27 protein-coding genes are annotated in these 24,129 nt (G+C 69.6%); 19 read left to right on the top strand and 8 right to left on the bottom strand.

Annotated features, from left to right (window positions below; genetic code table 11):
- The first annotated feature begins 25 nt into the window (after positions 1-25).
- Positions 26-1,435 carry an NAD-dependent malic enzyme gene (locus ABFX55_RS27715; RefSeq protein WP_183648994.1) on the top strand — a complete coding sequence of 470 codons (1,410 nt, stop codon included), beginning with the start codon at positions 26-28 and terminating at the stop codon, positions 1,433-1,435.
- A gap of 20 nt (positions 1,436-1,455) precedes the next feature.
- Here the strand turns inward: ABFX55_RS27715 and ABFX55_RS27710 are convergent, their stop codons facing one another.
- Positions 1,456-2,061 carry a hypothetical protein gene (locus ABFX55_RS27710; RefSeq protein ID WP_346125705.1) on the bottom strand — a complete coding sequence of 202 codons (606 nt, stop codon included), beginning with the start codon at positions 2,059-2,061 and terminating at the stop codon, positions 1,456-1,458.
- Positions 2,062-2,183: 122 nt separating this feature from the next.
- Between ABFX55_RS27710 and ABFX55_RS27705 the strand changes: the two genes are divergently transcribed.
- A complete protein-coding gene (locus tag ABFX55_RS27705) occupies positions 2,184-2,762 on the top strand; it encodes a YqgE/AlgH family protein (RefSeq protein WP_346125703.1) in 579 nt (192 codons plus the stop codon).
- On the opposite strand, the gene ABFX55_RS27700 is transcribed toward ABFX55_RS27705, so the two are convergent.
- Positions 2,759-3,376, bottom strand: a complete 618-nt coding sequence (locus ABFX55_RS27700) for a TetR family transcriptional regulator (protein WP_346125701.1) — start codon at positions 3,374-3,376, stop codon at positions 2,759-2,761. The two genes, ABFX55_RS27705 and ABFX55_RS27700, sit on opposite strands and share 4 nt — an antisense overlap.
- Positions 3,377-3,499: 123 nt before the next feature.
- Here ABFX55_RS27700 and ABFX55_RS27695 point away from each other — a divergent pair, with 123 nt between their 5' ends.
- The 6 genes from ABFX55_RS27695 (at position 3,500) to ABFX55_RS27670 (ending at position 10,447) form a co-directional block, all read left to right on the top strand.
- Positions 3,500-5,080, top strand: coding sequence for a DHA2 family efflux MFS transporter permease subunit (locus ABFX55_RS27695; RefSeq protein WP_346125699.1), 1,581 nt, complete (start codon positions 3,500-3,502; stop codon positions 5,078-5,080).
- A 92-nt stretch (positions 5,081-5,172) separates the two neighbouring features.
- Positions 5,173-5,430: a DUF3039 domain-containing protein gene (locus tag ABFX55_RS27690; RefSeq protein WP_183648981.1), complete on the top strand. Its 258-nt coding sequence runs from the start codon at positions 5,173-5,175 to the stop codon at positions 5,428-5,430.
- 77 nt (positions 5,431-5,507) lie between these two features.
- The gene (locus ABFX55_RS27685) at positions 5,508-6,380 is read left to right on the top strand and encodes a zinc metalloprotease (RefSeq protein WP_346125697.1); all 873 of its coding nucleotides are present in this window, start codon (positions 5,508-5,510) and stop codon (positions 6,378-6,380) included.
- Between the two features lie 27 nt (positions 6,381-6,407).
- Entirely contained in the window at positions 6,408-7,784 is a 1,377-nt protein-coding gene (locus ABFX55_RS27680; RefSeq protein WP_346125695.1) for an MFS transporter, read from the top strand.
- Positions 7,785-7,857: 73 nt separating this feature from the next.
- Positions 7,858-8,571: a hypothetical protein gene (locus ABFX55_RS27675; RefSeq protein WP_346125693.1), complete on the top strand. Its 714-nt coding sequence runs from the start codon at positions 7,858-7,860 to the stop codon at positions 8,569-8,571.
- A gap of 124 nt (positions 8,572-8,695) precedes the next feature.
- Entirely contained in the window at positions 8,696-10,447 is a 1,752-nt protein-coding gene (locus tag ABFX55_RS27670; RefSeq protein ID WP_346125691.1) for a DEAD/DEAH box helicase, read from the top strand.
- A 399-nt stretch (positions 10,448-10,846) separates the two neighbouring features.
- Here the strand turns inward: ABFX55_RS27670 and ABFX55_RS27665 are convergent, their stop codons facing one another.
- From ABFX55_RS27665 to ABFX55_RS27655, 3 genes are all read right to left on the bottom strand, one after another.
- Positions 10,847-11,593, bottom strand: coding sequence for a hypothetical protein (locus ABFX55_RS27665; RefSeq protein ID WP_346125689.1), 747 nt, complete (start codon positions 11,591-11,593; stop codon positions 10,847-10,849).
- Between the two features lie 128 nt (positions 11,594-11,721).
- Positions 11,722-12,291, bottom strand: a complete 570-nt coding sequence (locus ABFX55_RS27660; RefSeq protein ID WP_346125687.1) for a nicotinamidase — start codon at positions 12,289-12,291, stop codon at positions 11,722-11,724.
- Positions 12,292-12,345: 54 nt separating this feature from the next.
- Positions 12,346-13,629, bottom strand: coding sequence for a nicotinate phosphoribosyltransferase (locus ABFX55_RS27655; protein WP_346131266.1), 1,284 nt, complete (start codon positions 13,627-13,629; stop codon positions 12,346-12,348).
- 46 nt (positions 13,630-13,675) lie between these two features.
- Between ABFX55_RS27655 and clpS the strand changes: the two genes are divergently transcribed.
- From clpS to ABFX55_RS27625, 6 genes are all read left to right on the top strand, one after another.
- Positions 13,676-13,969 carry an ATP-dependent Clp protease adapter ClpS gene (gene clpS, locus ABFX55_RS27650; RefSeq protein WP_183648967.1) on the top strand — a complete coding sequence of 98 codons (294 nt, stop codon included), beginning with the start codon at positions 13,676-13,678 and terminating at the stop codon, positions 13,967-13,969.
- A 10-nt stretch (positions 13,970-13,979) separates the two neighbouring features.
- A complete protein-coding gene (locus ABFX55_RS27645; RefSeq protein WP_183648965.1) occupies positions 13,980-14,504 on the top strand; it encodes a DUF2017 domain-containing protein in 525 nt (174 codons plus the stop codon).
- A gap of 110 nt (positions 14,505-14,614) precedes the next feature.
- Positions 14,615-15,019 carry a M67 family metallopeptidase gene (locus ABFX55_RS27640; protein ID WP_346125685.1) on the top strand — a complete coding sequence of 135 codons (405 nt, stop codon included), beginning with the start codon at positions 14,615-14,617 and terminating at the stop codon, positions 15,017-15,019.
- 196 nt (positions 15,020-15,215) lie between these two features.
- A complete protein-coding gene (locus ABFX55_RS27635) occupies positions 15,216-15,494 on the top strand; it encodes a MoaD/ThiS family protein (RefSeq protein ID WP_192780346.1) in 279 nt (92 codons plus the stop codon).
- Positions 15,495-15,921: 427 nt separating this feature from the next.
- On the top strand, positions 15,922-16,869 hold the full coding sequence (locus ABFX55_RS27630; protein ID WP_346125683.1) for a PLP-dependent cysteine synthase family protein: 948 nt from the start codon (positions 15,922-15,924) through the stop codon (positions 16,867-16,869).
- A 270-nt stretch (positions 16,870-17,139) separates the two neighbouring features.
- A complete protein-coding gene (locus ABFX55_RS27625) occupies positions 17,140-17,646 on the top strand; it encodes a hypothetical protein (protein WP_346125681.1) in 507 nt (168 codons plus the stop codon).
- Positions 17,647-17,676: 30 nt separating this feature from the next.
- Here the strand turns inward: ABFX55_RS27625 and ABFX55_RS27620 are convergent, their stop codons facing one another.
- From ABFX55_RS27620 to ABFX55_RS27610, 3 genes are all read right to left on the bottom strand, one after another.
- Positions 17,677-17,874, bottom strand: coding sequence for a hypothetical protein (locus ABFX55_RS27620; protein ID WP_346125679.1), 198 nt, complete (start codon positions 17,872-17,874; stop codon positions 17,677-17,679).
- A gap of 47 nt (positions 17,875-17,921) precedes the next feature.
- The gene (locus tag ABFX55_RS27615; protein ID WP_346125677.1) at positions 17,922-19,805 is read right to left on the bottom strand and encodes a DUF3352 domain-containing protein; all 1,884 of its coding nucleotides are present in this window, start codon (positions 19,803-19,805) and stop codon (positions 17,922-17,924) included.
- A gap of 99 nt (positions 19,806-19,904) precedes the next feature.
- On the bottom strand, positions 19,905-20,228 hold the full coding sequence (locus tag ABFX55_RS27610; RefSeq protein ID WP_346125675.1) for a hypothetical protein: 324 nt from the start codon (positions 20,226-20,228) through the stop codon (positions 19,905-19,907).
- A gap of 100 nt (positions 20,229-20,328) precedes the next feature.
- On the opposite strand from ABFX55_RS27610, the gene ABFX55_RS27605 reads away from it, so the two are divergent.
- The 5 genes from ABFX55_RS27605 (at position 20,329) to rdgB (ending at position 24,089) form a co-directional block, all read left to right on the top strand.
- Positions 20,329-21,120: a thioesterase family protein gene (locus tag ABFX55_RS27605; RefSeq protein ID WP_346125673.1), complete on the top strand. Its 792-nt coding sequence runs from the start codon at positions 20,329-20,331 to the stop codon at positions 21,118-21,120.
- A 61-nt stretch (positions 21,121-21,181) separates the two neighbouring features.
- Positions 21,182-22,006 carry a glutamate racemase gene (gene murI, locus ABFX55_RS27600; protein WP_346125671.1) on the top strand — a complete coding sequence of 275 codons (825 nt, stop codon included), beginning with the start codon at positions 21,182-21,184 and terminating at the stop codon, positions 22,004-22,006.
- Positions 22,003-22,755, top strand: coding sequence for an MBL fold metallo-hydrolase (locus ABFX55_RS27595; RefSeq protein WP_346125669.1), 753 nt, complete (start codon positions 22,003-22,005; stop codon positions 22,753-22,755). Before murI ends, ABFX55_RS27595 begins: the two co-directional genes overlap by 4 nt.
- Before the next feature lie 30 nt (positions 22,756-22,785).
- A complete protein-coding gene (gene rph, locus ABFX55_RS27590) occupies positions 22,786-23,505 on the top strand; it encodes a ribonuclease PH (RefSeq protein ID WP_183648944.1) in 720 nt (239 codons plus the stop codon).
- Positions 23,502-24,089, top strand: a complete 588-nt coding sequence (gene rdgB, locus ABFX55_RS27585) for an RdgB/HAM1 family non-canonical purine NTP pyrophosphatase (protein ID WP_346125667.1) — start codon at positions 23,502-23,504, stop codon at positions 24,087-24,089. Before rph ends, rdgB begins: the two co-directional genes overlap by 4 nt.
- Positions 24,090-24,129 lie beyond the last annotated feature (40 nt).

Here is a 24,129-nt window from a genome sequence, read left to right as displayed (position 1 = left end):
GGTCAGGCGCAAAGGAGCGATTGACGTGGCCACCGTCCCGAGCGTGTCTTACTCCATCACCGTGCGACTCGAGGTCCCCGCCGGCGGCAAGGCCGTCAGCCAGCTGACCCACGCGGTCGAGTCGGCAGGTGGCGTGGTCACCGCACTCGACGTCACCAACGCGGGGCACGAGAAGCTCCGCATCGACGTCACCTGCGCCGCCAGGGACACCGACCACGCCCAGCAGATCGTCGACCAGCTCGAGGCGGTCGAGGGCGTCGTCATCCACAAGGTCTCCGACCGCACCTTCCTCATGCACCTCGGCGGCAAGATCGAGATGCAGTCGAAGGTGCCGCTGCGCAACCGCGACGAGCTGTCGATGGCCTACACCCCCGGCGTCGCCCGCGTCTCCATGGCCATCGCCCGCAACCCCGAGGACGCCCGCCGCCTCACCATCAAGCGCAACAGCGTCGCCGTCGTCACCGACGGCTCGGCCGTCCTCGGCCTCGGCAACATCGGCCCCGCCGCCGCGCTGCCGGTCATGGAGGGCAAGGCCGCGCTGTTCAAGCGCTTCGCCGGCATCGACGCGTGGCCCATCTGCCTCGACACCCAGGACGTCGACGAGATCGTCTCCATCGTCCGCGCCATCGCGCCGGGCTTCGGCGGCATCAACCTGGAGGACATCTCCGCGCCGCGCTGCTTCGAGGTGGAGGCCAGGCTCAGAGACCTGCTCGACATCCCCGTCTTCCACGACGACCAGCACGGCACCGCGATCTGCGTGCTCGCCGCCCTGACCAACGCCCTGCGCGTGGTCGACAAGCGCATCGAGGACGTCCGTATCGCGATGGCGGGCGCCGGCGCGGCCGGCACCGCCGTCCTGCGCCTGCTGCTGGCCGCCGGCGCCCGCAACGTGGTCGTCTGCGACTACCTCGGCGCCGTCCACCTGGGCCGCGACGACCTCGACGACTCCCTGCGCTGGATCGCCGAGCACACCAACGCCGAGGGTTACTCCGGCGACCTGCGCGGCGCGGTCAAGGGCGCGGACGTCTTCGTCGGCGTCTCCGCTCCCGGCATCCTGACCGGCGACGACATCGCCACCATGGCCTCGAACGCCGTGGTGTTCGCCCTGGCCAACCCCGAGCCCGAGGTCTCGCCCGACGACGCCCGCGAGCACGCCGCCGTCGTGGCCACCGGCCGCTCCGACTACCCCAACCAGATCAACAACGTGCTGGCCTTCCCCGGCGTCTTCCGCGGACTGCTCGACGCCCAGGCCACGGAGGTCACCGAGCAGATGCTCCTGGCGGCCGCGGGCGCGCTGGCCGCCGTGGTCACCCCCGAGGAGCTCGGCCCCAACTACATCGTCCCCAGCGTCTTCCACCCCGACGTGTCCACCGCCGTCGCGGCGGCCGTCAGGGAGTCGGCGGGCGGCAGGGCGCGCGGCTTCACCGAGGCCTGACCGGCGTCCGCCCCTGCGTTTCAGTCCTTGACGCCGGGGTGGTGCCCGCGGGCCGTCCGCGTGGTGGAGAAGGCGCCGTCGGGCGTCTGACGCGGCCAGATGGAGCCGTACCACCACACGATGCCGCCCATGAGAACGAGCGCCGTCCCTGTCGCCAGCTTGCCCATCAGGTCGGCGGGAGGGCCGGTGTTCGGCAGGCCGTGGTCGCGGTCGCCCCAGTTCTGCCACCTGCCGTGCCCCCAGTCGCCTGAGCGGCTCGTGCAGTCGTTGTAGATCCGCTGGCGGTCGACCAGCTTGTCGTCGTGCGCGTTGCCGACGTAGTTGACCTCGATGCTGGCCGAGCTCCCCCTGGGGACGGGGACGTAGACGGTGGTGCTCCTGCGCGCCTTCACCGTGCCCCGCTCGACCAGGTGGTCGTCCCTCTCCACGGTGAAGCCCGCGGCGTAGTCGCTGTTGCTCTGGAGCAGCACGGGCACCATGTTCGTGTCGCAGTTCCGCTCGCGGACGGTCATGGTGAACGGGTCGCTGTCTCTTCGGTCATCCGCGGAGGCGGCCATCGGAAAGAGGAGCATCGCCCCTGTCGGCATCAGCAGCAGGGAGAGGGCGAGGCGTCTCCGGGTGGTCATTGCTCCTCCCGAGCTCTTCCAAAATTGTGATCTTTGCTACCTACAGTGCCCATATGTGCGCGCTCGGTAACATCCGTCACTCGGGGGCGCGGGATCCGCTCAGGACCGGTCATGATGGAGGCATGGCGGAGGCGATCTACGTCGGCGGGTTGTTGGTGGCGACGCCACTGCTCGACGATCCCAACTTCCGGCGGAGTGTGGTGCTGATCCTCGAACACGACGCCGACGGCGGCACTCTCGGTGTCGTGCTGAACCGGCCCAGCGAGATCGCCGTCACGCAGGTGCTGCCGGTGTGGGACACCCTGGTGAGCGGTCCGGCCGTGTTGTTCGAGGGTGGTCCTGTGCAGACCGACAGCGCGCTGGCGCTGGCCGCGGTGCCGAGCGGGGAGGAGCCGCTGGGCTGGCGTCGCCTGCACGCGGGCACGCCCGCGGTCTCCAGGCTCGGCACGGTCGATCTCGACGCGCCGCCGGAGATCCTGGCGGGCGAGATCGCCCAGATGCGGATCTTCGCCGGCTACGCGGGCTGGACGTCGGGCCAGCTGGAGAGCGAGATCGCCGAGGGGGCGTGGTACGTCGTCGACTCGGAGGTCGGCGACACCTTCGACGCCGATCCCGGACGGCTGTGGCGCTCGGTGCTGCGCCGCCAGCGCGGGGAGCTGGCCTTCGTGGCCACGCACCCCGACGACCCGACGATGAACTAGCCCGCCAGGTCCCAGCCGGGGCGGAAGCTGCGCTCGGCGAGCCCGAGCGCGGCGTCCACGCGCTCGAACATCTCGCCCATGCCGGTCACCTTCGGCCTCGGGCACTCGAAGCCGACCCTGACCGTGGCCATGGCGTAGGCGACGACCAGGTGGGGCAGCTGGTGGACGGCGGGGTCGAGGCCCTGCCGTCTGGCGACCTCGACGGCCATGCGCCGTTCGGTCTCGACGCCGCGCGCCACGCTCTTGCCCGCCAGTGCGGGGTTGTTCTCGATGAGACGTTGCATCTTGAGGAATCTTTCGGTCTCATCAGGTGTCGCGTCGTTGAACTCGCTCAGCATCACGCGCAGCGCGTGCAGGAGCGACTGGAAGGGCGGCTCGTCCTCCGGCCTGTGCTGGAGCGCCTCGGTGACGACCTCCTCGCTGTGGTCGTGGAACCACAGGACCACGTGCTCCTTGCTGGTGAAGTAGCGGAAGAACGTGCGGGCTGAGATCTCGACGGACCCCGCGATCTGCTCCACGGTGGTCGTCTCGTATCCTTGTTCGAGGAACAGGTCGAGCGCCGCGTCGAGGATCGCCAGCCGCGTCTTCTCTTTTTTACGCTCCCGTAGACCCATGGAAACCTCCCCGTCACAGTGTGCCACATGTCAGGCAGTGTCAAATAAAACTCATTTGTCATCTGTCATGCTGTGCCATAAATTTGCCTCGACTACCGATTCGTATGCATTAGGGGGACTTCCATGGCTGAAGCCGGGACCATGACGGCGAAGATGCCGTCAGATCCAGAAGGGGGCGCGAAGGGCAGCCCATGGCTGACGCTGCTGGCGGTCTCGCTGGGCGTCATCATGGTGATGCTCGACGGCACGGTGGTGGGCATCGCCAACCCCGTCATCGGCGCGGAGCTCAAGGCGACCCTGTCCGACCTGCAGTGGGTGACGAGCGGTTACCTGCTGGCCCTCGCGGTCTTCCTGATCACCGCGGGCAAGCTCGGCGACCTGTTCGGGCACAAGCGGATCTTCCTGATCGGCGTCGCGGGCTTCACGCTGACCTCGTTGGCGATCGGCTTCACCACCTCGATCACCCAGTTGATCATCCTGCGTGTGCTCCAGGGCCTGTTCGGCGCGCTGCTTCAGCCCGCCGCCCTGGCGCTGCTGCGCAACGCCTTCCCCGGCCCGAAGCTGAACCAGGCGATGGGCGCGTGGGGCGGCATCATCGGTCTGTCCAGCGCGGCTGGCCCGATCGTCGGCGGCCTCCTGGTGGAGAACGTCAGCTGGCAGTCGGTGTTCTTCATCAACGTCCCTGTGGGCATCATCGCCCTGATCATGGGCGTGCTGATCATCAACGAGAGCAAGACCCAGCTGCTGTCCAAGGTCGACTGGCTGGGCGTGGTGCTGCTGTCGGGCGCGATGTTCTCGCTGGTCTGGTCGATCATCAAGGCTCCCGAGTGGGGCTGGGGCGACACCAAGACGGTGGGCTTCCTCGCCGCCTTCGCCGTGCTGACCGCCCTGTTCATCTTCTGGCAGACCAAGGCCAGGCAGCCCCTGGTGCCGCTGTCGATCTTCAAGAACCCGTCGGTCGCCATCGGCACGGTGCTGATGATGATGGTGGCGTTCGCGATGTTCGGCGCGATGTTCTTCCTCGGCTTCTTCTTCCAGGGCGTGCACGGCCTGACCCCGCTCGAGGCGGGCGTGCGCATGCTGCCGATGAGCGCCGGCATGATCATCGCCTCCCCGCTCGCCGGCATCGCGATCGGCAAGCTGGGCCCGAAGATCACGATGGCCGTGGGCCTGGTGATCACGGCGCTGGCCATGTTCCTCATGTCCAGGCTGGGCATCGAGGCCTCGTTCGTCGACAGCGGGATCCCGTTCCTGGTCCTCGCCTTCGGTCTGTCGCCGGTCTTCGTCGGCGCCACCGAGATCATCGTCGGCAACGTCGAACCCCAGTACGCGGGTGTCGCCGGTGGTGTGCAGCAGTCGGCCATGCAGATCGGCGGCGCGCTGGGCACGGCCATCCTGGGCGCGGTCATGGCCGGTGAGATCGCCAGCAGGCTGCCCGGCTACCTCGGCCCCGCGGCGCAGGCCATCCCGCCCGCCCAGATGAGCCAGCTCGAACAGGCCGCGGCCTTCGGCGTCGCGCCCACCCAGGGCCTGCCCGCGCAGGCGGCCGAGGTGATCACCAACGCCGTGCACAACTCCTTCATGGACGGCATGCACCTGGCCTTCCTGGTGAGCACCGGCGTGGCCATCCTCACCGCGCTGCTGGCGCTGTTCGTCAAGCGTGGCGCCACGCCGACCGAGGGTGCTCCCATCCACGTCGGCTGATCTCGGCATCACCTCCCACGGCTCCCGTCCGACCCGGGCGGGAGCCGTCCCTCTGTGTGGAGCGGAGGCGTCGGCCGCATACACTCGATGGCGTGAGCACGAAGATCCTTCCAGAGCAGGAAACAACCCCGCGGCTCTCGCACGGCGACGGCGACCACGAACGGTTCGCCCACTATGCCGACAAGCACAAGATCACCGAGAGTATGGTGACCGGCACGCCGATCCGCGCCCTGTGCGGCAAGATCTGGGTGCCCAGCCGCGACCCGAAGAAATACCCCGTCTGCCCGGAGTGCAAGGAGATCTACGAAGGGCTGCCCCAGGGCGGCGACGGTGACGACGGGAAGCAGTGAGTGTTGATCACGTGAAATCCCCCGAGGCGCAGCTAAGGTCGCGATATTGACCAGCTCATGCCGCATCGGGGGATCGCATGGCCCGGCGTACGACCGCCGCTGCACTGGTGTGCCTGCTCGCCGCCTGGCCCTTGGCCGTGGCGAGCGCGCCCGCCACGGCCGCGGGAGACTGCTCGCCGGCCTCGAGAAACGGCAGGGGCGACGCGCGCCCTGAGCCCGTCCCTGTGGCGGCCATGCTCGCCGATCTCGCCTCGCGCGACAGCACCTCCACCGCTCTCGCCGCGCCCATCGCCGTCCCTCTGTGGGTCCACGTCCTGACCGACGGCGCTCGCAGGGCTCCTGACGAGGCCGTCACGGCCCAGGTGGAGACCCTCAACGCCGCCTACTCGGGCACCTACGGAGGGGTCGACACCAACGTGCGCTTCCGTCTCGAAGGCGTCACGGTGACCGCCAAGGCCGAGTGGTTCGCCAACCCGCTGGCCCACGAGACGGAGATGAAGACCGAGCTGCGGCGTGGCGGCCCCGGCACTCTCAACCTGTACATCGGCCAGTTGGCCGAGCTCGTGCTGGGGTACTCGACCTACCCCTTCTGGTACACGACCGCCCCGCACCTCGACGGTGTCGTCATCGACTGGCGCAGCCTGCCCGGCGGCTCGCTGGCCGACTTCGACCGCGGCTTCACCAGCGTGCACGAGATCGGTCACTGGCTGGGCCTGTTCCACACCTTCGAGAACGGCTGCGAGGCTCCAGGCGACGGCGTCGAAGACACCCCGCCCCAGGCCACACCCACCGTGGGATGCCCCGAGAGCAAGGACACGTGCAGCGCGCCAGGGGCCGACCCGATCCACAACTACATGGACTACACGCATGATCGCTGTATGTCGGAGTTCACGCAGGGGCAGGTCGACCGCATGCACGAGATGTGGTCGGCCTACCGCGCACAGGTCTAGCCGATCCCGTCCAACTAGGATGTTCGAGTGACAGCACCGAAGGCACTCGACACTCCGTACGCAACCCCTCGCATCTTCGGTCCTGAGTACCGCGCCGCGAGCCTCGGCATCCTCCTCTGCGTCACCCTGGTCGCCTTCGAGGGCATGTCCGTGGGCGTCGTCATGCCCGCCATCTCCGAAGAACTCGACGCGCTCAACCTGTACGGCATGAGCTTCTCCGCCTTCCTCATCGGCGGACTGTTCGCCAACGTCGTGGCGGGGTTGTGGTCGGACAGGAAGGGCTACGGGCTGCCGTTCATCGCCGGCATCACGCTGTTCGTCATCGGCATGGCGCTGGCGGGCGCGGCGCTCAACAAGGAGCTGTTCGTCCTGGCCAGGGTCGTGCAGGGCCTGGGCGGCGGCTCCACCATCGTGGCCATCTACGTCATGATCGCCAGGGTCTACGCCCCCGAGGCCAGAAGCAGGATCTTCGCTGCCATCTCCGCCGCCTGGGTGGTCCCCGCCATGGTCGGCCCCGCCGTCGCGGGCCTCGTGGCCGACACCGTCGGCTGGCGGTGGGTCTTCTACGGCATCTGCCCGCTCATCGTGCCCGCCCTGCTCATGCTGCTGCCCGCGCTCAGGCAGAGCTCGCGGGGCACCCCCGAGGCGGGCGCGAGGGCCCTGCCCCGCGTCATGGCCGCGGCCGCCACGGCGGGCGGAGCGGCCCTGCTGCTGTTCGGCGTGGACCGCTTGCACACCTCGCCCGTCGAGGGCTCCCTCGCCACCGTGGGCGGCCTGGCGCTGCTCGTCCTCGGCCTGCCCAGGCTGCTGCCCAAGGGCGCGCTCAGGTTCGCCAGGGGCCTGCCCACCACGATCATGATGCGCGGCATGTACTCCGCCGCGTTCTTCGGCGTCAACTCCTTCATCCCGCTGATGCTCACGCAGGTCAAGGACTTCGGCACCGCCGAGGCGGGCATCGCACTCACCACCGGTGCGCTGGGCTGGTCCGCGGGCGCCTACCTGCAGAGCAGGAGCGACTATCCCGCCGAGAAGCTGCTGAGGATCGGCGCCGCGGCCGTACTGGTCGGCGTGCTCGGCACGATGCTCACCGCGCTGCCCCTCTTCAGCGGCTGGATCGCGGTGCCCGCGTGGATCGTCGGCGGGCTCGGCATGGGCATCTCCGTCACCACGGTCGGCGTGACCATGTTGAGGCAGTCGCCCGCGGCCGAGCAGGGCAAGAACTCCGCCGCGATGCAGGTCATGGACACCCTCGGCTCCGCCCTCGCCATCGGCGTCGGCGGCGCGCTGATCAACCTGATCGGCCACGCCCCCGCCCAGATCTCCACCGGCTTCGTCGTGATCGCGCTGCTGATGGGCGTCGTCTCGCTCGCCGCCGTGGTGATCGCCTCCAGGGTCAGAACCTGAACTCATTTCCCCCTCTCGCCCCAGCGATCACGAATCCCCTGATGGCCGTCCGCATGAGTGATAAGACGGCCAGATGGAGGACGATCGACGGGTCTGGCCGCCGGGTTCGCACGACTCGGACCCTCCGTGGAACCCGGAGCTCAGGCGGACGGCGGAGCGCTCCCTGCCCGCCTCACCGCCCGACTCGCTGCCTCCCTCGGCCAGGCTGTACGGCGCGCCGGCCGCGCCCAGAAGGCCGCGCCGGTGGCCGCGCAGGGCGGGGGCGCTGCTCGCCATGATCGTGGCAGGCGGGCTGGTCGCAGGGCTCGCCACGGTCGTGCTGCGGCTGGCCGTACCCCAGCAGGCCAGGACTGCGATGCTGATCGACGCCACGGCCGCCGTGGAGATCCCGCTGCCCGAAGGGTGGCGGCAGGACCCCGTGCCTCCTGTCACGGGCTTCACCTCGGCCGCCCGCCACGGCCTCGACACCCTGGTCATGGCCAGGCCAAGCGGCGCGCCCTCCGACGCGGCCAAGGCCACGGCGCAGGCGGCCGAGCTCTACTCCAGGCTGCTGCTCCACGGCGACAGGGTGAGCGTCGTCGAGGACAGGCCCATCACGATCGGCCCGTACGGCGGGCACACGCGTTCGCTGCGCGCTGAGTACAAGGATGTGGTGAACCGCCCGGCGTATCTTCGAGTGATGCTTCTCACGAAACCCGGCAGGACGGTCGTCGTCGTCGGGCTGCTCCAACCCGACGAAACCACCAGCAGACAGGCGCTCGACGCGGTCATGACGAGCGTGCGATAAGCCCAATAGCACGCAGAGGTGAGCTTGGCCAGGATCCGCTTAGCACGGCACGTCTTGTCGGTGTCCCCGATTACCCTTGGGTCACTGTGAGAGAGCGAAGCACACGAGTCCCAGAGGTGATGGCGTGAGTACGTTCGCGGCATCCCACCTGTCGCCCTCCTATCCCGACCGCGCTGCCTGGGGCACCGCGCCCAAACTGCGCGCCTGGCAGCAGGAGGCCTTCGACCTCTACTTCAGGAGCGACCCTCGCGACTTCATGACCGTCGCGACGCCCGGTGCGGGAAAGACCACCTACGCGCTGCGCATCGCCAGCGAGCTGCTCACCCAGGGCGTGATCAGGGCGATCACCATCGTCACGCCCACCGAGCACCTCAAGCGCCAGTGGGCCGACGCGGCGGGCAAGGTCGGCATGGCGATCGACCCCGAGTTCAAGAACAGCCAGGGCAGCACCTCGCGCGACTACCTCGGCGTGGCGGTCACCTACGCCCAGGTCGCCATGCACCCCGCGCTGCATCGGGCGCGCACCGAGGCGCGCAAGACGCTGGTCATCTTCGACGAGGTCCACCACGCGGGCGACGCCAAGTCGTGGGGCGACGGCATCCGCGAGGCCTTCGAGCCCGCCACCCGCCGCCTGCACCTCACCGGCACGCCCTTTCGATCCGACGACAGCCCCATCCCCTTCGTCGAGTACGCCGAGGACGCCGAGGGCTTCAAGCGCAGCGTCTCCGACTACTCCTACGGCTACGGCCCCGCCCTGGCCGACGGCGTCGTGCGCCCCGTCATCTTCCTGGCCTACTCCGGCGAGATGAAGTGGCGCACGAGAGCGGGCGACGAGATCGCCGCCACGCTCGGCACCCCGCTCACCAAGGACCAGCTCTCCCAGGCCTGGCGCGCCGCGCTTGACCCCAAGGGCGACTGGATCCGCCAGGTCATGCAGGCCGCCGACCGCCGCCTCACCGAGGTGCGGCGCGGCGTGCCCGACGCGGGCGGCCTGGTCATCGCCACCGACCACGAGGCGGCCCGCGCCTACGCCCGCCATCTGCGCAACATCACCGGCGAGGGCGCCACGGTCGTGCTCTCCGACGATCCCGGCGCGTCCAAGAAGATCAAGCAGTTCTCCGCCTCGCAGGACCGGTGGCTGGTCGCCGTCCGCATGGTGTCGGAGGGCGTCGACATCCCGCGCCTGTGCGTGGGCGTCTACGCCACCTCCACCTCCACCCCGCTCTTCTTCGCCCAGGCGGTCGGGCGCTTCGTGCGCGCCCGCAAGCGGGGCGAGATGGCCTCGGTCTTCCTTCCGTCGGTGCCGACCCTCATGGGGCTGGCCAACGAGATGGAGCTCGAGCGCGACCACGTCCTCAACAAGCGCCCGCCCGAGGACGGCCTCGACGACAGCCTGCTCGAGAACGCCAACAGGCGTCAGGACAACCCCGACGTCCTCGGCGACGAGCTGCCGTTCGAGACGATGGAGACGAACGCCACCTTCGACAGGGTGCTGTTCGACGGCGGCGAGTTCGGCACAGGGGCTGAGGTCGGCTCCGCCGAGGAGGAGGACTTCCTCGGCCTGCCAGGGCTGCTCGAGCCCGACCAGGTGGCCTCCCTGCTGCGCAAGCGCCAGGCCGACCAGCAGGCGGCCAAGCGACGCGCGCCGAAGCCCGTGGAGCCGGTCATGTCGCCCCACGAGCAGCTGGCCGAGCTGCGCAAGGAGCTCAACGGGCTGGTGGGCGCGTGGAACCACCGCACGGGGCAGCCGCACGGGGTGATCCACTCGGAGCTGCGCCGCGCGTGTGGCGGGCCGCCGATCGCCCAGGCGACGGGGGAGCAGGTCCAGGAGCGCATCGCCAAGATCCGCCAGTGGGCCACCCAGCGGTCCCGCTGAGCTGCTCCCAGTACCAGGCCGCGCCTTCAGGCACCTTTCCTGTACGGCGCGGCCTTTCTGTGCGGCGCGCCCTTCCTGTGCGGCGCGGTTCTCCGTGGGGTGCGGCTTCTCTGTGCGGCGGGCCTCTCCGGGCCCCTCTGTACGGCACAGCGTGGTGGCGGCCATCGGGGTCACCGGTGGCCGTCCGTCTTTCACGCGTGCTCCAGCGGGACTCCGGCGCTCGCCGTCACGTCAGGCTCGCTGAACCGTCCAGCGGTCTCGGTGCTCGCTGGGCCGCTCAACGGCTCAACGGCTCGGAGGCTCGGAGGCTCGGCGGTTCGGTGGCTCGGTGGCTCGGTGGTTCAACGATTCAACGGTTCGGCCGTTCCGGTTCGACGGGGTGGTCAGTGGATCAGTGGGTCAGCGTTGCAGGGGGATGCGGCGGCCTGAGCGGCCGTCCACGGTCACGTAGCGGGTGTGCCTGGGCAGGTGGTGGAGGGGGAGCGCCAGCGAGGCCGTGCCGTACTCGACGTGTACGGGAACCGTCCTGAAGCCTTCGCGTCGGATCGACGACGCGTTCTCAGCCTGGGCACGGGATGTGTTCTCAGCCTGGGCACGGGACGTGTTCTCAGGCTGGGCACGGGACGTGTTCTCAGGCTGGGTATGGGACGCGTCCTCAGGCTGAGCCCGGGGCGCGTTCTCAGGCTGGGCACGGGACGCGTCCTGAAGCTGGACTTGGGGCGGGTTCTCGTGGCCTGTCTGCGGGGCGTCCACGGGGCGAGGGCGGGTCTGCGGGGTGCCCTCGGTTATCCAGACTCTCAGCTCGCGTCCACTGCGGCGGAGGAGGACCTCGGCGGTGCCGCACTCGTCAGGCGCGGCCGTCCAGTAGAGCCTCAGCTGTTCATGGCGCCTGCCCAGACGGGCCGCCTGCGGCACGGGAGCGCGCTCGGCGCAGTCCGGGGCGGATGGCCGAAGGGCGGCGGAGGGGACGTCGTGGGCGACCACCACGAGCGACTCCCGCTCCTGGCTGATCATCACCGTGGCCGCCTCCATCGCCACCAGAGTGAGCACGGCGCTGAGACGGGCCGGGTTACGGCCGCGCACCAGGATCCACAGGCACAAAGGCGACAGCACGAGCCAGGCGAGGCCGAGAGCGAAGGCGAGCATGGGCGTCCTCTACACGTCGGATGAGCTTCCAGGCTCTCCGTAGTAGTTCAGGAGCGGGCAGTTCTCATCGCCTTGACCATCACATCACCCGGGCGTGGCGAGGTGTCTAACCTCGCGGGAGCGTGCTCTCAGCGGACGGTCGGGTCGCCCTCGAGGGCGGCTCCGGCGTCGCGGAGCTGCGCCAGCGCCGCGTCCGTCGTCTGCCTGGCCACTCCGGCCGTGAGGCCGAGCAGCACGCGCACCGCGAGGCCCTGCTCCACCGCGTCCATGGCCGTGGCCCTGACACAGTGGTCGGTGGCGATGCCGACGACGTCGACCGTCTGGACGCCGCGCCCCGCCAGCCAGTCCGCCAGCGGGATGCCCTCGGAAGAGGAGCCCTCGAAGCCGCTGTAGGCCGCCGCGTGGGCGCCCTTGCTGAAGACCTCCTCCACCTTCGAGGTGTCGAAGGCGGGGTGGAAGTCGGCGCCGCGCGTGCCCGCGACGCAGTGTGCCGGCCAGGTGGTGACGAAGTCGGGCTCGGGGGCGAAGTGCGCGCCGGGGTCGACGTGGTAGTCGCGGGTGGCCACCACGTGGTCGTAGGGGTGCGTGGCCACGTACGCGCTGATCGCGGCCGCGACCTCGGCGCCGCCCGACACGGGAAGGCTGCCGCCCTCGCAGAAGTCGTTCTGCACGTCCACGATGATCAATGCGGTGCTCACACCGTCGAGCCTACTCATGGCGGGCGCGAGGGGAGAGGGGGCGGGGCGAGCGGGTCAGGCGAACTCGGTGGGGATGGCCGCGTAGCCCCTGCCGAGGTGGAGCGCGTCCTGGGGGAGCAGGGCGACCGTCTCGCGGTGCCTGTCGCGGGCGGAGGTCAGCGGCTCGGCTCCGACGATCTCGCCGTCCACGACCAGCTCGTGCAGGAGAGGGAGCCCGCCCTCTGGCGCGACGCCCGAGGTCGTGACCACCTCGGTCTCGAACCTGCCCTGCTCGTCCAGCAGGCGGAAGGCCTCCTTGCGGCCGCCGCGCGACGGCTTGCCCACCGAGCGCTTCGCCACCGGCTCGAGCGTGCCCGAGGCCGTCTCCCTGGCCACCAGCTTGTAGACGAGCGCGGCGGTCGGCACGCCGGAGCCCGTGACGAGGGAGGTGCCGACGCCGTACCCGTCGACGGGGGCGGCGGCCAACGCCGCGATGGCGTACTCGTCCAGGTCGGAGGTGACCAGGATGCGGGTGTTGAACGCGCCGAGCGCGTCGAGCTGCTCGCGCACCTCCTGGGCGGCGGCTGCCAGGTCGCCCGAGTCGATCCTGACCGCGCCGAGCTTCGGCCCCGCCAGCTCCACCGCCGTGCGCACGGCGTCGGGTACGTCGTAGGTGTCGACCAGCAGCGTGGTGCTCTCGCCGAGCGAGGCGATCTGCGCCTGGAAGGCTTCGCGCTCGCTGTCGTGCAGCAGCGTGAAGGCGTGCGCCGCCGTACCTGCCGTGGGGACGCCGAACTCGCGCCCTGCCATCAGGTTGGAGGTGAAGGAGAAGCCGGCGATGTAGGCGGCGCGGGCGGCGGCCACCGCGGCCCTCTCGTGCGTACGGCGTGAGCCCATCTCGATGAGCGGCCTGCCTGCGGCGGCGTTGGTCATGCGGGAGGCGGCCGAGGCGATCGCGCAGTCGTGGTTGAGGATAGAAAGGATCATGGTCTCGAGGAGGACGGCCTCGGCGAACGTGCCCTCCACGACCATGATCGGCGAGGCGGGGAAGTAGAGATCGCCTTCGCGGTAGCCGTACAAGCTCCCGGAAAATCGGTAATCGGCCAGAAACGCCAGAGTCGGCTCGTCGACGACACTGTGCTCGCGGAGGAAGGCGAGCTCTTCCTCACCGAAGCGGAAGTGCCGCAGTTCGTCCAGCACTCTGCCGGTGCCGGCGACCACCCCATACCGCCGCCCTCCGGGCAAATGGCGCGCGAACACCTCGAAGACCGCCCGCCGGTGGGCCGCGCCACTGCGGAGGGCGGCCTGCAACATCGTCAGCTCATAGTGATCTGTGAGCAACGCAGTGCTCATGGTCATTCTCACGAGTTCGAGACTACGGCCCAGATAGGGCAGACTCGAGGATGTGGGTAGCACCGCTCCAATCGCCGTCGAGCGTCCTTCATCGGACGTCCGGCCCGATCTGCCATGGGTCACGATCGTCTGGAATGACCCGGTCAACCTGATGTCGTACGTGACTTATGTGTTCCAGACCGTGTTCGGCTACTCCAAGGAGAAGGCCGAGAAGCTCATGATGGACGTCCACCACAAGGGCAAGGCCGTCGTGTCGAGCGGCACGCGTGAAGAGATGGAACGCGATGTGCAGATTCTTCACTCCTACGGCCTCTGGGCGACGCTCCAGTCGGACTCGCTCTCGTGAGGTGGTGCAGGTGAGTTCGGGCTTCAAGTCCCGTCACGGCGGTGGGGTCATCGCGCAGTTCGAGGCCGCGGAGGTCTCGATCCTGCGCTCGCTGGTGACCCAGGTGCTCGGCCTGGTGGCGCCCGGCGAGACCGGTGACGACCCGCTGGAGCGGGCGCTCGGCATCGGCTCCGCGCAGCAGCCGACCGATCCCGTGCTGGCCAGGCTCTTCCCCTCCGCCTACGCCGACGAGACCGAGGCGGGCGAGTTCCGCCGCTACACCGAGGCGACGCTGCGCGACGGCAAGCGGGCCGACGCCCAGACGATGCTCGACACCGCCCATCCCGGGCGCACGGAGCTCACGGCCGAGCAGGCCCAGGCGTGGCTGCGCTCGCTCAACGACGTACGGCTGGCGCTCGGCACGCGGCTGGAGGTGACCGAGGAGGTGCATGAGGAGATCGCGACGATGTCCGAGGACGATCCCCGGTACCCGGCGTTCGTGACCTACGACTGGCTGACCTACCTCCAGGACACCTTGGTCCGCGCCCTCTGGTGAGGCACCGGCTCGGCTCGTGTCCCCTGGAAGGGAGGCGGTCCTGCCCGGCCGTCGTGCGGCACGGCACCGGGCGTCGAGGCGGTTCTGGCCGCCCAGGTAATCTCTGCTCCATGCTGACGATCTCGCAGGATCTTGTCGACAAGATCATTGCGCATGCCCGCGCCGACCACCCCGACGAGGCTTGCGGGGTGATCGCCGGGCGTGGTGGCGTTCCCGAGCGGTTCGTCCCGATGGAGAACGCCGAGCGCTCGCCCACCTTCTACCGCTTCGACTCCATGGAGCAGCTGCGGGTGTGGCGCGAGATGGACGACCGCGACGAGGAGCCCGTCGTGATCTACCACTCGCACACCGCCACCGAGGCCTACCCCTCGCGCACCGACGTGAGCTACGCCTCCGAGCCGGACGCCCACTACGTGCTCGTCTCCACCAGGGAGGATCTGGGCGAGAAGGTCGAGCTCCGGTCCTACCGCATCGTCGACGGGGTGATCACCGAGGAGGAGGTGACCATCACGTGAGACGGCGAGTCCATGCCGCTCGCGCCATGGGTAAACTGCTGTCCATGACGGTCCGGCCTGTGCAGAGCTTCCTCTTCGCGCACACTCCGTCTGTCGTCGTCTACGACTGTCGCTGACCGGCAGTTCCACGGAATCCCTTTTCCCTCACCGGTGTTTGCCCGGTGGACGACGACATGAATGAGGAGACTGACCCGCGATGGCCATCGAGGTTCGCATCCCGACCATCCTGCGCACCTACACCGACGGCGCGAAAGCCGTCGACGCCGAGGGCGCCACGCTCGACGAGCTGATCAGCAACCTGGAGGCCCAGCACCCGGGCATCAAGGACCGTCTGGTCGACCAGGGGGCGCTGCGGCGCTTCGTGAACGTCTATCTCAACGACGAGGACGTCCGCTTCCTGGGCGGGCTCGGCACGCCCGTCGCCGACGGCGACACCGTGACCGTGCTCCCCGCGGTCGCGGGCGGCTCCCGCTAGCACCCCCAGCACCCACGCCCGCCCGCCGGGTGACCGGCTGCCGGGCCCGGAGGTCTTCGGGGTCGCTGGTCTTCGGGACAGCGGCTCTTCGGGTCAGGGAGGGCTGGGAGCATGAGGTCTGGGGACCGGCAGAGTCTTCGGACCCGCATCGGGCCGCTGAGGCTTCGGATCCGCAAAGTCTTCGGGCCTGCGGATCTCCGAGCCGCGGATCTACGCGGCCGCAGGTCTCCAAGGGTCGTAGGTCTTCAAGGGTCCTCCCCGGAGCCGTGAGGTCTTCGGGTCGAGGGGCGGGGTTGGTCGTGGTCTCCGGGGCATAGGTCCTGGGGGTGGTCCTGGCCGCCGGAGACGAGCGGTTTCGAGGGGCGCCGAGGTTCGGCGGCCCGTTTCATCCAGATCCCTGTGAACGCCGAAGCGGAAGCCGTACATCATGCGTTTTGACTCTCTGATCGACTCCGTCGGTCGCACCCCGCTCGTGGGACTGCCCAGGCTCTCGCCCTCCGACGACGTGCGGATCTGGGCCAAGCTCGAGGACCGTAACCCCACAGGGTCGATCAAGGACCGCCCCGCGCTGTGGATGATCGAGCAGGCGGAGAAGGACGGCCTGCTCACCCCGGGCTGCACCATCCTCGAGCCCACCAGCGGCAACACCGGCATCTCGCTGGCCATGTCGGCCAGGCTGAAGGGTTACAAGCTGATCTGCGTCATGCCCGAGAACACCTCCGACGAGCGCCGCCAGCTGCTGCGGATGTGGGGCTCGGAGATCATCTCCTCGCCCGCCGCCGGGGGGTCGAACGAGGCGGTCAGGGTGGCCAAGCAGCTCGCGGCGGAGAACCCGTCATGGGTGATGCTCTACCAGTACGGCAACCCGGCCAACTGGCGCTCCCACTACGAGAGCACGGGCCCCGAGATCCTCGAGGACCTGCCGACCGTCACCCACTTCGTCGCGGGCCTCGGCACCACGGGCACGCTCATGGGCGTGGGCCGCTACCTGCGCGAGCACCGTCCCGACGTGCAGATCGTCGCCGCCGAGCCGCGCTACGGCGAGCTGGTGTACGGCCTGCGCAACGTGGACGAGGGCTTCATCCCCGAGCTGTACGACGAGTCGGTGCTGACGACGCGCTTCTCGGTCGGCTCGGGCGACGCGCTGCGCCGTACCAGGGAACTGCTGGCGGCCGAGGGCATCTTCGCGGGCGTCTCCACCGGCGCGGCCCTGCACGCGGCGCTGGGCATGGCGGCCAAGGCGGTGAAGGCGGGCGTGCGGGCCGACATCGCGTTCGTGGTGGCCGACGGCGGATGGAAGTACCTGTCGACCGGCGCCTACGAGGGCACACTCGACGAGGCGGAGGACCGCCTGGAGGGCCAACTCTGGGCCTGAGAGCCTGACGAATGGGAGAGCGCAGCGATCTGCGCGACGAACAAGTTCTCGGAATCCACGGGGCCTCCCACGCCTGGAAGCCGCCCCCCGTGCGGGTGGCGGCTGACGGGTTGGGGACCCAGATCGCGGATCGTGCGGGAGGAGCGCGGTTTGCGTCGCGTGCAAGGAGTGGTGCACGGGCCGGTGGGGGCCACACGACCTTTCTCGCCCTTCACGGTTGCACCCGGCACCAACGCTGGTGCACTTGCCACGTGTCCAGCAGGCCGGCGGGTGGTGGGCGGCGAAATTGGCGAGGTTGGTGGGGCCGTTCAGAACGACGACGCCGTCAACAGCCTTGTGAGGATCAGCGCCCCGCGAGACGAGACGGGCCTGCCGGAGAACACGACCGACGCGGATGTGGCGCGCAGCTGGACGGCAATCTATGAAACCGACACCGGTCCGCGCCCCTGGAGGGTGTTCGCCTTGTGCTCGGCGACATCGGACGCGATCGTCGAAGAAACCACGTTCAGGCGGGTGCCAGGTTTCGACGTGGGCACCGCTACGGCGAAATGTCCGGCGGGCCGGCGAGCGGTAGGCGGCGGAGTCAGTTCGACCGACGACCGCGACTCGGGGTCCACTGGCTGGGTGCAGGCCAGTGGACCGCGCGATGAGGCGGGCCGCCCACCCAAAGACGGCGATGTGGCGCGTGCCTGGTACGCGATAGTCAACGGTGTAGGAACTTTCACGGGCGTCACCTTCAAGGTCTTTGCCCTATGTGCCACCGACGGCGCTACGTGAACGCCAGTGGCCAGGCTTTTGAGCCTGCAGTCAGTACGCCACCCGCAGCCGCGGGTACGGCTCCTCGGAGTAGGCGCCGACCCGGTCGGGCCCGCCCAGCGCGGCCGTCACCGCAGGATGGGCGCGCAGCCACGCCAGGATGGCGGGGACCGGGTCGGCGCGCGAGAGATCCTCGGTGGCCACCACGAAGCGGTGTCGCTCGGGCGGGCTTCGCGGGTCTGCGAACATGACGAAGGGGTCGCCGCCAGCCGTGGCGGCGACCCCTTCGGGTCGGGCTAGTTGAACAGGACGCGGAGCGAGAAGCTGGCCTCGCCGCCGCTCTGCTTGCCGCTGAGTCCCACGGCGCTGAAGACCTTGGCGTTGGCCTGGTCGTCGCCGGAGAGGCTGTTCAGGTAGAGCGGCTCCAGCTTGTCCACGTCGACGAAGAGCGCGAAGGTGGAGCTTCCGGCGTCGGGGATGGCCGTCTTGAAGGCCTCGCTGTCGCCGAGCGTGCCGCCCTCCGACAGCTGCTTGGCGTACTCAGGCGTGGTCGCCAGTGTCAGCGTGCCGTCGCCGGGGACCTTCGCGATCTGCGGAGCGGGCTGGCCCGCGTCGGTGAAGGACTTCTCGATCTTGCCGATGACCTCCTGCGCCTTGGCGGGGTCGGTGACGATGCGGACGCCGACCTTGGGCAGCTGACCGCTCTGACCCATGTTCGCCAGGCCGTCGCCGTCGAGCGCGACGGTGAGGTTCTTGCCGAGCAGCGTCGCCAGGTCGGCGGGCAGGGCCAGGCCGTACTTCTGCTGGGCCATGTCCACGAACTGCTGGAAGGAGGCGCCGTCGGGGGTGGCCGCCATGCTCTTCTGCAGCTGGCTCCACTGCTTGGTGATCGCCTCGTCCATGCCGGAGATCGACAGCGCGCCCACCGTGGAGGTGGGGAGCGTCGAGATGTCGGCGGCCTGCGGGTCGCCGACGGCCATGGCCTCGGCGCCGCGGACGATGCCGGCGAACTCGGCGTAGGCGGAGTCGAAGCGGAGCGCCGCGGCGAACCTGGCGTTCTTCAGCATCGCCTTGTTCTCCGCGGGCAGGGCCTCGCCACCGAGCTCGGCGACCTTGCCGGCGTTCATCCACATCGACAGCACACCGGGCTCGCCCAGCGCGTCGAGGTCGCCGGTGAAGTCGGCGCTCTCGGACAGGGTCGGGCCGGTGGCGTGCTTGTCGGCGTTCGCCTGGTCGGCGGAGATGATCGCGTAGTCGTCGCGGAAGGCGAGGCCGTACTTGTCGTCGCCCATCAGCTTGGCGATGCCGGCCTTGGCCTGCGCCTCGTCCTTCACCTGGACGGCCACGGCGAAGCCGGGCTCCTTACCCGCGGCGGCGGGTGCGAGGACGGCCATGCCGATCCTGCTGCCCAGCCACGGGTCGACGTCCTTGGCGAAGTCGACCTTCGCCAGGTCCTCGCTGTCGGCCTTGACCGCGTCGAAGAGCGCCTTGCGCGGGTCGTCGCCGGTGAACCTGTCCTTGGTGACGGTGAACTTCTTGGCCAGGGCGAACAGCGCGAGCTTCTGGTTGGCCGCGGGGTCGAGGTCGAGCCGCACGTAGGCCATCGCGCCGGCGGGCAGCACCTCGTGGGGCTGCGTGCCGCCGCCGCCGAGGAACGCGCCCGCGGCCCAGACGCCGCCGCCGCCGACGAGCACCACCAGGAGCGCGGCGATGCCGGCGATCAGCCAGCCCCTGCCGCTCTTCTTGGCGGGCGGCTGCTGCGGCGGGCCCCAGCCCTCGGAGCCCTGCTGCCAGGGCGCGGGCTCCTGCACGGTCTGCTCACCGTAGGAGAACGACTGCTGCTGCTGGTTCTGCTGCTGCCCGTACTGCGGCTGCTGCTGCTGCCCGTACTGCGGCTGCTGCCCGTAGGCGGGCTGCTGCGGCTGTCCATAGGAGGGCTGCTGCTGGCCGTAGCCCTGCTGCTGGCCGTACTGCGGCTGCTGAGGCTGCTGTGGCTGCTGGTAAGGCTGCTGCTGGTTGTAGGGCTGCTGCTGGTTCTGCTGCTGCCCGTACTGAGGCTGCTGGGGTGGGTACGGCTGCTGGTACGGCTGACCGCCCTGCGCCGGGGGCTGGTCCTGATTCCAACGGTAGGCCGTGGTCCGCTCAGGGTCCTGGCCGCCAGGGGGGAGATTCGCCGACATCACTCAACTCACAAAGTGGACTTATTGACCACTGAGAAGTTAGTGCATGTGACTAGAGCGCTGGTTGCAAAGCACTGAAACGCCCGTTTTGTGATCCAGCTAGACGCGTGTCAGCTCCTTGCGCATGGCCTTCAGATGCACCTCGCCCGTGTCGCTGGAGTCCACGCTCTCCCACGGGACGAACGTGCATCCCGCGTAGACCACCCGGGCCAGCAGCTCCGAGAGCCAGCCCCACCTGCCCTGCCTGTCGCGCGTCATCCCGAGCAGGAAGGGGGCGCGTCTCGCCGACACCACGAGGCCTATGACGGTGTGGCTCTGCATGGACTCGGACCTGGTCCTGACCACGCGGACGTCGACGACGTGGCCGACCCAGACGCCGTGCACGTCCCATACCGACTGCCCCATGAGGGCTGTCAAACTCATGATCCAACTGTTCCACCCAGGGGGTGTTTCCGCAGGTAGGCGCGCTGATGGCGAGATGTCGTAGAGTATGGAGCCACTAGAACTTAGTTCGGGAGCAGGTATGACGAAGTTCGACGAGGCGACGCAGGCGATCAGGATCGACGAGAGCACCTACGACGTGTGCCTCGATCCCGGCTACTCCATCGGCGGGCCGCTCAACGGCGGCTACCTGATGGCGGTGATCCTGCGGGCCGTGGTCGACGCCTCCCCGCACGAGCATCCGGTGAGCACGACCACGCAGTTCCTGCGCTCGCCCAGGCCGGGCCCCGCCAAGGTCGTGGTGGAGCAGGTGAAGACGGGCAGGACGGCGGCGTTCACCAGGGCGAGACTGGTGCAGGACGACGTGGCGCAGCTCGAGGCGTTGGTCACGACCGCCACGCTGACCGCGGTGGAGCCGCTCTACGCGGAGGAGCCCGGTGTGGCGATGCCGGCCGTGGACGATTGCGTCAGGCTGCCCGACCCCAGGCCCGAGTCGGGCATGACGCTGAACGCGCAGATGGAGATGCGTTTCGACCCGCCCACGATCGGCTGGCTCAACGGCGCCCCGACAGGCCGCCCCGAGGCGCGCGCCTACTTCAGGATGGCCGAGCCCCAGGACCCCGACCCCTACGTGCTGGCGCTGGCGGTCGACGCCCTGCCGCCCGTGGTGTTCTCGGCGGGGCTGCGCGGATGGGCTCCGACCGTCGACCTGACCTGGCATCTGAGGGCGCTGCCCGCGCCCGGCTGGCTCACGCTGCTGGGAGGCGGCAGGCTCATCGCCGACGGCTGGTTCGACGAGGAGGTCGAGGTCTGGGACTCGGCGGGACGGCTGGTGGCGCAGTCGCGGCAGCTCGCCCGCGTCGGACGGGGCTGAAAAACGCCGTGTGAGGATTCTTACGCTGTTGCGATCTCGCAGGTCGCCTACCCTCTGAAGCGTGCCGGACGCGAGCATTGGAATCTTCGACAGCGGGGTCGGCGGCCTGACGGTCGCCAGAGCGATCATTGATCAGCTGCCCCACGAGTCCATCACCTACGTGGCCGACACGGCCCGCCAGCCATACGGGCCGAAGCGGATCGCCGAGGTCCGCAAGTACGCGCTGGAGGTGATGGACCACCTCGTGGAGCATGACGTCAAGATGCTGGTCATCGCCTGCAACAGCGCGAGCGCGGCGGTCCTGCGCGACGCCCGGGAGCGCTACGACGTGCCGGTGGTCGAGGTGATCCAGCCGGCGACCAGACGCGCGGTCAAGGCGACGCGCAACGGCAGGGTCGGCGTCATCGCCACCCGCGCCACGATCGAGTCGATGGCCTACCACGACGCCTTCGCCGCCGCCCCCGACGTGAGCCTCACAGGCGTGGCCGCACCTCGCCTGGTGGAGTACGTGGAGCGCGGCGAGACGATGAGCGAGCAGCTCATCGAGGCCGTGCGTGAATATCTCGCCCCCATCCAGGAGGCGGGATGCGACACCCTCATCCTGGGCTGCACCCACTACCCGCTGCTCACCGGCGCGATCTCCTACGTCGCGGGCGACGGCGTCACGCTCGTCTCCAGCGCGGAGGAGACGGCCAAGGACGTCTACCGGATCCTGCACGACCGCGGTCTCGTCAACGGTGCCACCTCCCCCCTGCACCGTTTCCGCGCGACCGGCGACTCCGCGCTCTTCGCCCAGCTGGGCAGGCGTTTTCTCGGACCCGAGATCGACGCGGTCGAGCAGGCCGCTGTTGGGGGTAGCACCACCTCGAACGGGAGGTCCTCATGAAGGTCACGATCGTCGGATGCTCAGGCAGCTTCCCGGGGCCTGACAGCCCCGCCTCCTGCTACCTGGTCGAGGCCGAGGGGTTCAGGATGCTGCTCGACTTCGGCAGCGGCTCCCTCGGCGCCCTCCAACGCCACATCGGCCTGTACGACGTCGACGCCATCTGCCTGTCGCATCTGCACGCCGACCACTGTCTCGACATCTGCGGCTACCACGTGGCCCGCACGTACGGCCCCGCCGCGCCGTACCCGCGCATTCCCGTGCACGCGCCCGCGGACGCCCCGCGCAGGCTGGCCGCGGCCTACGGCATGCCGGAGGAGCCCGGCCTCGAGACCGCCTTCGCCTTCTCCGCCCTGTCGCCTGGCCGGTTCGCCGTCGGCCCCTTCGAGATCACCGCGGGGCTGGTGAACCATCCCGTCGAGGCCTACGGCTTCCGTGTCACGCACGGCGGCGTGACGCTCGCCTACTCGGGCGACACCGGCGAGTGCGACGAGCTGGTGAGACTGGCCGAGGGCGCCGACCTGCTGCTGTGCGAGGCATCCTTCCTCGAGGCCCCCGACCTGACCCCCGACCTGCACCTGACGGGACGGCAGGCCGCGGCTCACGCGGCGAAGGCGGAGGTCGGCAGGCTCGTGCTGACTCATCTGGTGCCGTGGAACGACAGCGCGAGGGTGCTGGAGGAGGCCGCGGGCGGCGGCTTCGACGGGCCGATCGAGCTGGCCGCCAGCGGCGCCGAGTACTCCCTGGCATGACTGTTCCTGCACGGGGATAGGGTGATCTGCATGTCTCGACAGGATGGACGCACACCTGACCAGCTTCGCCCCGTGAAGATCACCAGGGGGTGGCTCGGCCACGCCGAGGGCTCGGTGCTGGTCGAGTTCGGCGGCACCCGCGTGCTCTGCGCGGCCTCCGTCCAGGACAGCGTTCCGCGCTGGCGCAGGGGCAGCGGCCAGGGCTGGGTGACGGCCGAGTACGCCATGCTGCCGAGGGCGACCAACACCCGCAACGACCGCGAGTCGGTCAAGGGCAGGATCGGCGGCCGCACTCACGAGATCTCCAGGCTGATCGGCCGCTCGCTGCGCGCCTGCGTCGACTACAAGGCGCTCGGCGAGAACTCGATCGTCCTCGACTGCGACGTCCTGCAAGCCGACGGCGGCACCCGCACCGCGGCGATCACCGGCGCCTACGTCGCGCTGGCCGACGCCGTCGCGTGGATGCGCGAGCGCAAGATGTGCCCGGGCGACCCGCTCGTCGACTCGGTGGCCGCGGTGTCGGTCGGCGTGGTCAAGTCCACGCCGATGCTCGACCTCTGCTACGTCGAGGACGTCGCGGCCGAGACCGACATGAACGTCGTGATGACGGGGTCGGGCACCTTCGTCGAGGTGCAGGGCACCGCCGAGGGCGCCCCCTTCGACAGGCGGGCGCTCGACCAGCTGCTCGACCTGGCGGTGGCCGGGTGCGAGGAGCTCACCCTCCACCAGCAGGAGGCACTGGGCCGATGAGGATCGTGCTGGCGACCCGCAACGCGGGCAAGATCGTCGAGCTGCGCCGCATCCTCGGCGGGTTCGACGTGGTCGGTCTCGAGGAGTTCCCCGAGATCGGCGAGGTGGCCGAGACCGGGCTGACGTTCGCCGAGAACGCCCTGCTCAAGGCGCACGCCGTCGCCCAGGGTTCGGGCCTGCCCGCGGTGGCCGACGACTCGGGGCTGTGTGTCGACGCGCTCAACGGCATGCCGGGCGTCTTCTCCGCGCGGTGGTCGGGCAGGCACGGCGACGACGACGCCAACCTCGACCTGCTGCTCGCGCAGGTCTCCGACGTCCCCGACGAGCGCAGGACCGCCCACTTCACCTGCTCGGCGGCGCTGGCGCTGCCCTCGGGTGAGGAGCGGGTGGTCGAGGGTGTGCTCCAGGGCAGCCTGCTGAGGCAGCGCCGCGGCGTCAACGGCTTCGGCTACGACCCGATCTTCGTGCCCGACAGTGAGTCGCGCACGACGGCGGAGATGTCGGCCGAGGAGAAGGACGCCATCAGTCACAGGGGCCGCGCCTTCCGCGCTCTCGCCCCCATCGTCGTCTCGCTGCTGAGCTGACCGCGGGTCTTCGTAACAGGGCCGTAAGATCTCCCTCCGC

This window comes from Nonomuraea roseola (assembly GCF_039535395.1).
Classification (GTDB): domain Bacteria; phylum Actinomycetota; class Actinomycetes; order Streptosporangiales; family Streptosporangiaceae; genus Nonomuraea; species Nonomuraea roseola.
This window is presented reverse-complemented; position numbering and strand designations above follow the sequence as displayed.